Here is a 12,889-nt window from a genome sequence, read left to right as displayed (position 1 = left end):
AGGCAAATTAACATTTGCTAGATGACCTCCATGCTTTATGATATTCGTATCTTTTTATAGAGAAAGCAGGTGAGCAGCATGGATGCGGAGGATTGGCTACCGTCCGAAATTGAACGTTTAAACGCATGTGCCGATTCCGATGAGGTGGTACGTGATATTGAGCAGCTCCTACTTCAAACTGATACGTTTGACTATGTATTTCAACTGCGAACGCGGCTGGCGATTCTCTACAAACGTCAGCACCAATGCGATCTCGCCATTGATCAGTACACGATCCTTATTGCTTTGAATGCGGACGAACCGAGATATTATTATGATCGTGGAAGTGTCTATCAGCTCCTATCAAACTTCGAACAGGCACGAGCTGATTTTGAAAAAGCGCTAGCTCTGGAAGAAGACCCTGCCTATTATCACAATCTGGGCATCGTATGTAAGCATCTGAATGATACCGCTACCGCTTTGCACTGCTTCGATGCGGTCATTCGATTGCGGGGAAACGATGCTACCGCCTATAACGAGCGGGCAGAATTTCATTTATGGATGGGTAATGAGGAGGCTGCATTAGCGGATTTGACTGCTTCACTGGAGTTAAATCAGGAAGAAGACTACATATTTTATGAGCGAGCCCATTTGTATGCTACCCGTAAACAATACGAATTGGCTATTCAAGATTACAGCGCAGCGATTACTTTAAACGATACCCATGCCTCTTATTATTTGGAACGTGGTTATTATTATGAGATGCTGGAACGTTTTGAACAATCGATACTGGACTATCAAAAAGCGCTTGAGCTTCGTCCATCGTGGAGTTTACCCTATAATAATCGCGGTAATCTATACATGGAAATAAAGCAATATGACAGAGCGCTACAGGATTTTAATACGGCTATTGAATTAAACGATCAGGATGCTTTGTATTATCACAACCGCGGTTTTGTCTATCAATTAATGGGGAAATGGGAGCTGGCTGTTCAAGATTATTATCGCTGTCTGGAGTTAGAGCCTGGCCGAACCCAAATCTATTACAATATGATGGAATACCATCTCGAACGCGGTGAACATAATTGGGCGCTGCAAGTGTGCAGACAACTGCTTAAAAATGACCCGGATGATTGCGAACATTATATGAAGATGGCGCATATATTGCTGGAATTAAAACGCTATGATGAGATCGAATGTTTTGCACAGCATGTGATCGATCACGAACCAGACCATGATCAGGCTTACAATATAATCGGTTTGGCTCATTATCGACGAGGTCATTTGAAGCAAGCACTCCTGTACTATAATCGTGCGATTGAGCTTGTGCCTACGATGGAGATTTATTTTCGCAATCGAGCATTAGTATACAAAAATATAAACAAACCGACCGAAGCAGCAAGGGATCGTATGACAGCAGATCGTTTGCGACGCTATCGCCATTTAAGTCCGGTTCCAGATAATACGAAGTGACCGAATACTGCTCACATGAGCAAGTCCAATTAAACAATTTTAACAGAGAGCATGTGCAAATAAACCCCTTCATAAGCAACCGATTGCAATTAGATTAGATATGACAAAGCTGGCTGTTCCGTGATAAGAACAGCCAGCTTTTTGTCTATTATTTCTACTTTCACTTAGCCTATGGTTTTGTTTAGCTTATATTGTTCACTTATCTTTCAACACCACTATTTACTTCGCCAGCTCCCCAATTTCCTGCTCACTCAGCGCCCGATTGTAAATATTCACCTCATCCAGACTGCCTTTGAAATACGGATCGGCTGCGAAGCGGCTTTTGCCTAGATACGCTTCACGGGTCATCAGATCATGTGGGTTGAAGCTCATCCGGTCATTGCTGCCTGCCAGCTTACCGTTAATATACAGCTTGCCTGTATTGCCGGACAGCGTCACCGCCACATGCACCCACTGTCCGCTTGGCAATGCAGACGAAGTGATAATGTTCTGGTCGGTATTGTTGCTGTGCATCGTAAACTGCACGCCTGTTCCCTGGAAAGGTGTCAGGAACATAAATCCATTCATCCCATTACCAAAATCCAAAATTCGCTGCCATGCAGCACCACCATCCCATTTCACCCAGCTCGCAAACGTGTAATCTTCCGCATCCGTAATCGTCCCTGGTAGCTGCACATAATCGTTCACACCGTCCAGTGTGATGCCTGCGCCCGACTTGCCATACACATCGCGGGTTACACCACCAATCAGCGTACCGTCATAATGATTGTAGGTGCTATCGGTAACGGTCGTTCCGTTGGATTCATTGAATGTATACTGACCGAGTAATGGACCACGCGCCTGTTCCAGCACGGTCACTTTAAAGTTTTTGTTCTTTTTCGCACCGTTTTTCGTGATCGTAGCGACCAGCGTCACACGGGCATTGCCCTCACCTGCTGCTGGACGGGTCACTTTACCGGTATCGGAAATGATGTCCGGTTTGTTGGAATGCCAGCTAATCTGCACACCACGTGTTCCGGTCAGCGGCAAATCCAGATCGTAAAATATACCCTCTGTCTCGCCCAGATTCAAGTCTTTGTCAACTGCGGAGACGAGCTGTTTATCCTTCTGTACTTCACGCTGACTTCCCCATACGCTCGTGCCGTCTGTAGACAACGCGGTGAGTGTGAGCACGGTTTTGCCAGAGTCAGCATTGATTTCATGTAAAAAGACACCAGTGTATGTGTTCCCGCCTATCGTTAGTCGGGCCGTATTGCGGTCTTGTAACTTCCATGTACCCGTGACATCACCGGTGATCGTACCGTCTTCGTTCAATGTTGCCGATACAGCTTTGTGGATGTCGGCGCTAATATGTTTGTCCTGCGTAATCCACTGGTAATCACCAGGAATGTCATTAGCACTTACTTTTGCCTGCGGATTTTGCTCGCCTGCATAACGATATGGCGCTACAGTTAGCCAACCGTCGGCGTTCATAAACATCTCATGTGTACGCACTTCATGCTCCTCACCACGTCCAGGGAAACGGGAATGGAAGATGAGGAAATAACGTCCGGTTTGCTCATCATAATAAGCGGAGTTATGCCCTGGTGACACCGCACCTGCACCGGTACCTGTACCCGGATCACCAATCTGGCGTTCAAACTGATAATTACCGATAATTTTTACTCCATATGGCTCGATGGAAGCATCATCAAACAGCGGCTTGGATGGGTCGGATTTTACATTCGTCATATCATTGCCGGCCGCATCGTAAAATGGACCATCTGGCGTTTTGGAGCGAACAACACGCAGATTGTAACCGCCTGTCGCATCCAGACCGCCGAACGACAGGAACATGTAGTAATAATCCGTTTGTGGACTGTACAGCATATAGGCGCCTTCGATCCGACTATGGTTGCCGCCGATCAGCTTTTTACCATAGCCTTGCTTCGGTAATGGTTTGCCGGTCGCCGGGTCCATTTGCATAACGAAAATACCGCCTGAATATGAGCCATATACCATCCACAGCTTGCCATCTTTATCGAAAAACACATCCGGGTCAACCGTATTCGGATGAATGCGAGCGTCGTAAATCGTACCATCTTCGCTAATTCCATCCCACATACCGGATTTGAGGAAAATGCCTTGATCACGGTATGGCCCTTCGATGTTATCTGCAACCGCAATGCCCATCGCGGAACGAGGCGAATCCCCTTTACAAGCGTTATAGTACATATAAAATTTACCATCGGCGAGCTGAATCACATCGGCTGCCCATAATGTGTTGCTTTGCGCCCAGCTCAGTGCATCTTTCAATTCGGTGGTGACATTCGGGATCAATGGGTTGCCATCTGCCACGCCAGAAGAAATCATACTCCAATTCATCAGATCAGACGATTTGGCAGAGGCAAGGTGAGAACCGAATATGTAAAATTCATTGCCAACTTTGATGACCGATGGATCGTGGACGGATGCCTCCTGATATACAGGTGCTCCAGTGGATGCAGTCGCAGCGTTAACTGTGCTGGTTGAAGCAGATGAAATCGGTGAATACAGGTTGTTAGTCGATGATGTAGATAGAGCTACCGCTTTAAAATTGCTTCCATTTACCTGCGCAGTCTGATCTGCTGGAAGCGATGTTTGGGCTATTTTCAGAGAATCGGTATAGCTAGGAGCAGCAAAGATCGGTGTAGATGGCAATAACATCGGTACAACTAGCGTGGCAGCGATAACGGTTAGACTGGCTTTTTTACGGAAGTGGGATGTCATACATTATCTTCCTTTCTCATTGGGAAATCAGATTGGTAAGAGATATGAACAGGACAAGCTACAGTAGCAAGGCAAAGTCGATCGGACGGCTTCTTTTCGTTGATTATGCGTCCTTTTTAAGCGCTTACATAAATGCGATGTTTACGATTTCGGATTCGCTACAATGCGCTTTGTTGTATGAAGTCAGACTTATCATACATGAACATTTTACTCTTTTTCAAGCATTAAATTTATAAAAATACGAATTATAAACAAATATATAAACTAAATATACACTCGTTAATATTTTTGTATTCATTGGATCGTTGAAAATTGTAACCGTTCAATCTTGTAATCGTTGGAGCTTGTGATCCTATACTGCCCTCTACCGTATCTTTTGCAGTGCAGCTCATCAAACAGCGTACATATACACTGTTTGATAAGCTGCACATTCTTCTTCATCCCACACTACTTTCGACTCCCTATCTTCACCTATACAACATCTATACAACATCGCAAAAAACCCCTTATCCTGTCCTCCATCATGCCAGATACATTGCTTAGTCTGCATCATAAAAGTAACGAAGATAAGGGAGCTTTGAACATATGATGGCGCACCTATTTACTGTACGTTATAGCCTAAAATTACTATCTTTTATCGTATGGCTGTATTGCATTTTTAAACATCTACGCCCTTAAAAGGGGGGAGTTTTCGCCAGTTAACGGACGCATAGGTTTGCGCTTTATCCAACTTCGAAGTCGTACACACTTCTACTTCGAAGTCATATACACTTCCACTTCCAAGTCATATACACTTCTTACTTATGTTGTGACAGCTCATAAACAGCCGGTATATTCCCTTTGTTCTGTATGGGCTTATTGAATATACCGTCTTGCTCCAGCAAATTCCGATTTATACGCCGGTGTGTTGATCGAAATGATCTCGACCGTTTTGCCTGCTTTGGGTGAATGCATCATTTGGCCATTACCGATATACATCGACACATGATGCACACTGCCTTTGCCCTGCTTGTGGGCAAAGAACATCAGGTCGCCCGGCTGCAAGTTATTCCAGCTGACCGCCTGACCTTCCTTGATTTGAGCGGAAGCATCGCGTGGCAAGTTGATACCGTGAAAGCCATAAATCGTCGACGTAAAGCCTGAGCAATCAAATCCATAAGCCGATACACCTGCCCACAAATACGGCAAACCGAGGAATCGTTTACCGGTCGCAATCACTTCGGCTGCTGTCGGCTGGGACCTGTCTTTGCTCGGATCGATAATTTCGACGGTGCTCTCCTTCAGCCAGCCCGTCTGATCATCTGGTAAATGTACACCGACCCAGCCATTTACGCGCGCTGTGATCGGCAAGCGTGTATTAAAGCTTAAGGTCAGCCTACTTGTGCTGCGATCGTCGCCATATAGCTTTGTCGTCTTGTCTGATACGACTGCAACCGGACAATCAGCATACGCGGAAGCATCCGTCACCGTGAGCATTTGTGCTTTGGGCATCCAGCCTGGATAACCATAATTGCTCTTCGGTGTCGATTGACTAACAACCGCCACATACGCCCAGTCACCTTTAACCTGTAGCAAACGAAGCTCCTGTCCGTACAGCGCCTGTGTTTCCGTTTTACCTGTCAGCCAGCGGCGCTTCTCTGCCGTGTTCATCGCCTGCGTCCATTTATCCATATCTACTGGGCTTGTTAGCGATGGCGCATCCAGCTTGCGTGCTAAGCCTGGCTCTGTCCACAGTGTAGCGACCGCGACGTTCACCAGATGTTTGCGTGCAACCGCGTTCGTTTTACAATCGAGATCTGCCACCGTTTGCCCTCCTTCCGCTGCATTCGCGCTGGCAGGCAGCCATGCGCTGCATATGATCAATACGCTCATCATCCACAGCATCATCGCTGTCGCTGTGCGCCTGTGAGCATGTCTCTGCCTCTGTTCGTTCATTCGGTTTACCCCTTTCCGTATGCTCCTGTTGTTAATCTTCTTTATCATGAGGTTGCCCGGACTGAACGTCCTCATCAAACCGAATACATTGTAACAATTGAAAAATAGACGCAAGTCCCAGCGCGCCCCATATGCCCGGAATATGCACCCCATGCATAATTTCCGCCAGTGTGTACAGCAGCAGCGTATTCCGTATGATCGCGATCACCTGCGTGTGCCAGAAGGCGAGCGGACGTCGCAAGAGTGGATAGAACAGCTCTGCTGTAGCAGGCTGAATGTAAATCGCCAGCATAAACAATCCAGCGCTCGTCCAGATCGAGTACACCATCGCAGTCATCCGACTATCAAAAGCGATCAGATCAAGAAACGAAGCGAGATAAAAAAAGCCATACGCCGCAAACGAAGCCGCCGCGACTACAATGAGCAATCCAAACGATAATAGCGCGGTCATCGACACCCGATCAAACAGACTCGAAGGGCGCATCATCCCCCCAAGCGGATCGCGTGTATCCTTCTCCTCCTCTGCACGCGGAAAGCGGGCAAATTTGAAATAGGAGAATAAACAAATCAATAAAAAAATAACGATACATGTGCCGAGCAGATTTTTCTCGATATGCTTCCCGCTCCCTTCATCCTATCCAATGCGATCCGTGCTGTCCCTATTGGCTCAGGGATTTATGTATTCCATACTATCATAAATACAAACCGCTTTCCCTTCTGTAAAATAATGGATTCCACAATCAATGATACATTCTTCCGATCGATCTAAAATGAACGTCTACTATGCCGCATATACGCCATCTTCACCTGTGATCATCCATTTTATATAAAATAGACTGCTGCTGTAAGCTTGTTTTCATACGATTCATCACATGTCATAATATAAGTATCATCCAACGAAGGGATTGTACACGGATATGCCGCTAAATCATACTATTTATATCGCATCCGAAGCCCAGCAGCCGATGGATCTAAATCTGCTCTTTTTTGGTAAAGAAGAGTGTTTGCCCGGACATGCCTGGGGCCCCGGGGTACGCGACGCTTATATTTTACATTATATCCATGAAGGCACTGGCGTATTCCGACTCGCCGACCACGAATACCGGCTATCTGCTGGCGAAGGCTTTCTGATCCCACCGGATACCGTCGTTAATTATGAAGCCGATACCGAGCAGCCCTGGGTTTATTCATGGATCGGCTTTCGCGGCTTGTATGCACGCACATTGATGGAGCGTGCTGGACTGACGACAGCAGAGCCGGTCTACCGCATGCCTGCTGGCATGCCGCATACATTAGGTCGCTTTTATGAGTTGTTGCTGGAAACGTCGACACAGCCTGCCGGGGATATTCATGCTCAAGGTATTTTATACGGCATCATGTATGAACTGATCTCGCGTCTACCTTCTTCCGAGCGAGGCGCTTCCCGTTCGCGCTCTAAGGAAATGCATATTCGGCAGGCGATCGAATATATCGAGAACAGTTATAGTCAGAAGATTACGATTCTGGATATTTCACGCTCGGTCGGTCTGGATCGGACGTATCTGTCCAGCCTGTTTAAGGAACGATTCGGCGTCTCTCTGCAAGCGTTTATGCTCGAATATCGCATGAATCGCGCGATGGAGCTGCTTCACCATACAAGCCTGTCGGTCGGTGAAGTGTCGCGTTCGGTCGGTTATGACGATCCTTTTTTATTTTCCAAAATGTTCAAAAAACTTAAAGGTGTGTCACCGAAAAAAATGCGTAATGAGGCGCATTCATCGTGAGGCGAATGTAGCATATCTTCTGCTGCAACTACGGCGTGTAAGCAAACGGTTTATACTGGGAGGTACACCACAGTACCTTAACCAAGATTAATTTCAACTTGAATTTCATGTCAAATCCCGAACTGTAAACATGAAACATGCCTGCCTATGATCAAAGTTCCGATTTAACCTGGTCTACATCTAAGCTGTATGTATCCAAACAAACAGCTTAATTACAGCAGTGGCGGGCGATCCTGCATCCATCCAGTGGGCGGTACACCCATCGTCTTTTTGAATATACGGTAAAAGTAAGACACGTCCGTGTAGCCTAGAAATTCGGCAATCTCTGCTACGGTCAGATGCGATTCGGTCAGCATATATACGGCGCGTTTCATCCGCTCCTGATGGGTGTATTCACTAATCGTCTGTCCGGTAATCGTTTTGAACAGGGTAGCTGCATAGTTTGGCGTCCGCTGGATCACCTCTGCCAGCTGTTCCTTGCCGACACGTGAGCTGTAGTTTTGCTGAATATGTCGCTTCATTTGCTCTACCAGACGATGACGATCTTCGGAGATGATACCGCGGTCATATTCGCGGTTCAGCAGGATGAGCAGTTGAGTGAGTAGCGAAGCTGCCATTAGCTCATAATATGGCGAACGCTCTTCCCACTGTACCGTAATTTGCTTCAATATGTCGTGAATTCGCTCATAGCAGCCTGGCTTCATATGAACAGGCTGCTGTTGTTTAAGTAGCGATAGCGGTGTTGTTTGCTTGTTGTCCAGGTTGTGGATGTGATTTGAACGACTTGAGTCATTTGAATTATTTGAATTATTTGAGTCACTTGAGTCACTTGAGTCACTTAAGCACTCCAAACTATTTAAGCTATTTAAGCTATTTAAGCTATTTGATCTATTTAAACGATCTGAACGACTTGCACGACCTGACACAGCTTTATGACTACTATTGGATACATGTGCATGGCTATCGCTACTATTGGACAGATCCATGCGATCCAACACATCCTCCAGCGCAAAGCCAATCGTCTGCTTCGTATGTACACGTGTTGGAACGCTTTTGCCATAATAAGAACATTGTGGTGGTACGAGTAGCAGCTCGCCTTTTTCGATAATGTACTTTTGCCCGTTCACCCAGTACACACAATTGCCATATGTGCACAGGCTAAGCATATAATGGCCCGGTTGAAGGAGCTGTTCTTCATACCAGTTCATATGGTGATCTTCCTGTACATAGTGCACCTTCATCGCTTATCGCCCTTTCTTTCGTCTAGCTGCCAGTTAAGGTATGCTGGAGGGGGAACCCACAGTCGCTTTTCTAACTATCGATCGTACTATAGTGCACTCATCGTACCATATTTCATAGCGAACTGTGTGTATTACAGCTAAAATGAAATAGATAGTACAGGTTGTCGGGTAACGTTCTTTCCCTGCCCCCAGGCTCAGGACGTGTTCGAACAGCCACCAATGAGAGGGCTGACAGAGCAAGTCGTTTGCAGCCTACACATGCGAAGGAGGAACAGTTGGAATGCTGAGAACAAAGATTATTTGTACGATGGGACCTGCTTGTGATTCGGTTGACATGTTGAAAGAAATGATTAAGGCCGGGATGACGGTAGCACGTTTGAATATGGCGCATGGTGAGCTGGAAGATCATGTGATGCGTATTCGCAATGTACGTCAGGCAGCAACAGAGCTAAATACATTTATTCCGATTATGATGGATATTAAAGGACCTGAAGTACGGATTGGTAAGCTGAAAGAAGCTTCGTTCGAGCTGCATACAGGCAACAAGCTGATATTAACTACGGAAGAAATTCTGGGCGATGCCGCGCGGATCGGTGTCAACTATCCACAATTGAATCAGGACGTACATCAGGGTGACCGTATCCTGCTGGATGATGGTCTGATCGACCTGACTGTACTGGAAGTGAAAGATAGCGAGATCGTCTGCGAAATCGTAAGCGGTGGTACGATCAAGCCACGTAAAGGTGTGAATCTACCAGGCATTCATACTTCACTGCCAGGTGTAACCGAGCGTGACGTGATGCATATTCACTTCGGACTGGAGCAAAAGATCGAGATGATCGCGGCTTCGTTCGTGCGTAAAGGTGATGACATTAGAGAAATCCGCAGCATTCTGGCGAAAAATGATGCGCAGGATGTACAGATCTATTCCAAAATCGAAAATGCGGAAGGGATGGAAAATCTCGACGATATTATCGAGGCTTCCGACGGTATTATGGTCGCTCGTGGCGATCTCGGAGTAGAAGTGCCGATTCAGGACGTACCGGCGCTACAAAAGGAAATGATCGATAAATGTAACGTAGCCGGTAAACCGGTTATCGTAGCTACCCATATGCTGGAATCGATGCAGGTAAATCCGCGTCCAACTCGTTCTGAGGTGAGTGACGTGGCGAATGCCGTGCTGCAAGGCGCTGACGTGATTATGCTGTCCGGCGAATCGGCTGCGGGTAAATATCCGGTGCAATCGGTACAAACGATGGCAGCGGTCGCCCGTCGCGCGGAGACAATGATCGATTATCAGGAGCAGTTCTCCCGTAAAAGAGCGCTGCAATCAACGAATATTACCGAAGTCATTAGTCAGGGCGCAGTTAGCGCATCACTGGAGCTGAATGCGAAAGCGATCATTATCTCGACCGAGAGTGGCTTTACTGCGCGTATGATTTCCAAGTATCGTCCTAGTGCCCCGATTATCGCGGTTACGCATAATGAAGCGGTGTTGAACAAAGTATGCCTGCTGTCTGGCGTCATTCCGGTTCATGGTGAAGCGGTATCGACAACAGATGAAATGTTCGAATCGGCGATCCGTAATGCGATTACGACCGGCCATATCGCGACTGGCGATATCGTCGTATTGTCTGCCGGTGTACCGATTGGACAATCCGGTAATACGAATCTGCTCAAAATTCAACAGGTTTGATCGTGTGTAACCATGCACTGTAATCGTCTGCTGATCTAAAAAAACCGACCTTTGCGTAGGATACGCAAAGGTCGGTTTTTTTACAATGAGAATAGTAGAGCCTACCTATACATGGATAGGAATCGCTCGGACATAATACCGAAATCACGCCTTATGACTGCCTATACAGGCAACATAATGATAGCCCGAATGCTGTTCCCTTTCATCCAGACACGTAGACTTCAGTTCATTGATCATACCTGTTCAATCTGCCTCGCAAAGGCAACGAGCGATTGCGCCATGCTATTCACATCTTCCATAGAGGCGCTAAGCTGCTCCGTTAATGCTGCCTGAGATTGTGTCATCGTCGTCATAGTGTCAATATGTCCTAAAATTTGATCGATCAGTTGCTTCATCTCTTGCAAACTGGACTCGATGTTTTCAGTCGCATGTGCACTATTCAGCGCCAGTTTGCGCACTTCATCTGCCACGACGCTAAAGCCTCTGCCCATCTCGCCTGCACGCGCTGCTTCAATCGCCGCATTCAGACCGAGCATATTCGTCTGATTGGCAATTTCGCGGATAAACGCAGATACATTTTTAGTTTCTTCTGCACTTGTACCTACTTGATTCGCAGCAGCCATCGATTTCTCTTGCGTCTCCGCAATATGTTGCGCCTGTTCCGTAACTGACCCGATCGCTGTCGTCATTTCGCCAATCGATTGCGATAATTGACCGATCCGTTCGGTAATTCCCTGTGCAACCTCATCGCGCGTCTGCTCATGGGTAATATCCCGCAATGTACCTGCAACGCGTCGTATTTTACCTTGTTCATTAAACGCTGCATTGGCACTCGACTCATACCAGCGATAGTGTCCCTGACGATTACGCAAACGGTATTTCACACCTGTGCCACGTCCCACCGGTTTTCCGCCGATCATCTTTTCTACAAATTCTCGATTTGCACGCTCTGCATCTTCCGGATGAATCAATTCATTCCAGCTCGATAATTTGTTCGGGAAATCATGTTCATCCTGAAAGCCCAACACGTTACGAAACTGGGTAGAATACCAGATCGTATTATTGGGATTTTGCATATTACCGTCCACGATATTAATTTCCCACGGTCCTTCTACCATAACGCTATCAATTAGATCGTAGCGCTCGATCAACATTTTCATCTGCTCGTCCTTTTGCTTACGTTCGGTCACATCGACCGAAGCACCGGACACACGGATCGGTACGCCCCTTTGATCCAAAATCGCTTTGGCGGTACTATGTATCCAGCGAATGTCTCCATTGGGCGTAAACACCCGATACGTGGCATCATAAAATTCTTGACCTGTACCCCCTTCCACATACTCGACAATAAACTGCATCACACGCTCGATATCGTCAGGATGCAAATATTGAGTAAAGCCTTCAATCGTATTCGGAAGCTGTGCCATCGTATAGCCGCCCAGCAACGTTCTGAAGTCATTTGACCATATATACTGGTTGTCAGGATGAGTCACCTGTCCACCTACGAGATACACATCCCACATCGCCACCCCAAGTGCACCAGACACAAGTTGCAAACTCTGATTTAAATTTACATTTTGCCGTTGTACGTGATCCAAAGTCTCATTCAACACGCCACATACTTCACTCAGCTCGGCTGGAGCATCGGGATATGCCAGCTTGGAGTTTGTATTCCCCTGTTTAGCTTGCTGTAACAGTCTATTGCTTTGGTCTGTTAACCATTGAACGGATGAAGATTGTGCCCTGCTTGATGTAAACAATCGCATAGGAATATCGCTCCTTCGACACCAATATAATATATCAATAAAAAGCAATGGCTGTTGCCATTGCTTCCTGCGAAAACACGTAACACACTAATACCAATGGCTCGCCATAGAAATCGATATTAGCTATTTGATTCATCAAATCTGATGCGTCAACTCTGAAATGGCACGAGCCATATGATTCACTTCATCCATTGATGCGTTCAATTGCTCGGTTAATGCTGCCTGCGATTGCGTCAGTGTCGTCATATTGCTAATTTGGAACAAAATTTTCTCGATCTGGTCTTTCAT

General features: G+C 46.5%; 8 protein-coding genes and 1 pseudogene. 3 read left to right on the top strand and 6 right to left on the bottom strand.

The window, feature by feature from the left end:
- The first annotated feature begins 78 nt into the window (after positions 1-78).
- On the top strand, positions 79-1,452 hold the full coding sequence (locus AAHF22_RS18150; protein ID WP_347326440.1) for a tetratricopeptide repeat protein: 1,374 nt from the start codon (positions 79-81) through the stop codon (positions 1,450-1,452).
- Positions 1,453-1,671: 219 nt separating this feature from the next.
- Here AAHF22_RS18150 and abnB read toward each other — a convergent pair whose 3' ends face one another.
- The 3 genes from abnB to AAHF22_RS18135 form a co-directional block, all read right to left on the bottom strand.
- Entirely contained in the window at positions 1,672-4,200 is a 2,529-nt protein-coding gene (abnB, locus tag AAHF22_RS18145) for an arabinan endo-1,5-alpha-L-arabinosidase AbnB (protein WP_347326439.1), read from the bottom strand.
- Positions 4,201-5,055: 855 nt separating this feature from the next.
- Positions 5,056-6,135, bottom strand: a complete 1,080-nt coding sequence (locus AAHF22_RS18140; RefSeq protein ID WP_347326438.1) for a C40 family peptidase — start codon at positions 6,133-6,135, stop codon at positions 5,056-5,058.
- 31 nt (positions 6,136-6,166) lie between these two features.
- The gene (locus AAHF22_RS18135; RefSeq protein WP_347326437.1) at positions 6,167-6,619 is read right to left on the bottom strand and encodes a hypothetical protein; all 453 of its coding nucleotides are present in this window, start codon (positions 6,617-6,619) and stop codon (positions 6,167-6,169) included.
- A gap of 433 nt (positions 6,620-7,052) precedes the next feature.
- Between AAHF22_RS18135 and AAHF22_RS18130 the strand changes: the two genes are divergently transcribed.
- On the top strand, positions 7,053-7,898 hold the full coding sequence (locus tag AAHF22_RS18130; RefSeq protein ID WP_347326436.1) for an AraC family ligand binding domain-containing protein: 846 nt from the start codon (positions 7,053-7,055) through the stop codon (positions 7,896-7,898).
- Positions 7,899-8,110: 212 nt separating this feature from the next.
- Here AAHF22_RS18130 and AAHF22_RS18125 read toward each other — a convergent pair whose 3' ends face one another.
- Complete coding sequence (locus tag AAHF22_RS18125; protein WP_347326435.1) at positions 8,111-9,139, bottom strand: AraC family transcriptional regulator; 1,029 nt, start codon at positions 9,137-9,139, stop codon at positions 8,111-8,113.
- Between the two features lie 280 nt (positions 9,140-9,419).
- On the opposite strand from AAHF22_RS18125, the gene pyk reads away from it, so the two are divergent.
- Positions 9,420-10,835 (top strand): pyruvate kinase, encoded by a 1,416-nt coding sequence (pyk, locus tag AAHF22_RS18120; protein ID WP_347326434.1) that lies wholly within the window; start codon positions 9,420-9,422, stop codon positions 10,833-10,835.
- 233 nt (positions 10,836-11,068) lie between these two features.
- Here pyk and AAHF22_RS18115 read toward each other — a convergent pair whose 3' ends face one another.
- Together AAHF22_RS18115 and AAHF22_RS23915 are read right to left on the bottom strand one after the other, a co-directional pair.
- On the bottom strand, positions 11,069-12,601 hold the full coding sequence (locus AAHF22_RS18115) for a methyl-accepting chemotaxis protein (protein WP_347326433.1): 1,533 nt from the start codon (positions 12,599-12,601) through the stop codon (positions 11,069-11,071).
- Between the two features lie 135 nt (positions 12,602-12,736).
- Positions 12,737-12,889 (bottom strand): annotated as a pseudogene (locus AAHF22_RS23915) (methyl-accepting chemotaxis protein); the annotation flags it as partial.

Source organism: Paenibacillus wenxiniae (genome assembly GCF_039822605.1).
GTDB classification, from domain to species: domain Bacteria; phylum Bacillota; class Bacilli; order Paenibacillales; family Paenibacillaceae; genus Saccharibacillus; species Saccharibacillus wenxiniae.
Note: the sequence above shows the minus strand (reverse complement) of the source record. Positions and strands in the feature narration are given on the sequence as shown.

What these genes read in the sequence shown, in the direction of transcription:
- AAHF22_RS18150 (WP_347326440.1), top strand. Translation starts at nt 79, where the DNA reads ATGGATGCGGAGGATTGGCTACCGTCCGAAATTGAACGTTTAAACGCA.
- abnB (WP_347326439.1), bottom strand. Translation starts at nt 4,200, where the DNA reads ATGACATCCCACTTCCGTAAAAAAGCCAGTCTAACCGTTATCGCTGCC.
- AAHF22_RS18140 (WP_347326438.1), bottom strand. Translation starts at nt 6,135, where the DNA reads ATGAACGAACAGAGGCAGAGACATGCTCACAGGCGCACAGCGACAGCG.
- AAHF22_RS18135 (WP_347326437.1), bottom strand. Translation starts at nt 6,619, where the DNA reads ATGCGCCCTTCGAGTCTGTTTGATCGGGTGTCGATGACCGCGCTATTA.
- AAHF22_RS18130 (WP_347326436.1), top strand. Translation starts at nt 7,053, where the DNA reads ATGCCGCTAAATCATACTATTTATATCGCATCCGAAGCCCAGCAGCCG.
- AAHF22_RS18125 (WP_347326435.1), bottom strand. Translation starts at nt 9,139, where the DNA reads ATGAAGGTGCACTATGTACAGGAAGATCACCATATGAACTGGTATGAA.
- pyk (WP_347326434.1), top strand. Translation starts at nt 9,420, where the DNA reads ATGCTGAGAACAAAGATTATTTGTACGATGGGACCTGCTTGTGATTCG.
- AAHF22_RS18115 (WP_347326433.1), bottom strand. Translation starts at nt 12,601, where the DNA reads ATGCGATTGTTTACATCAAGCAGGGCACAATCTTCATCCGTTCAATGG.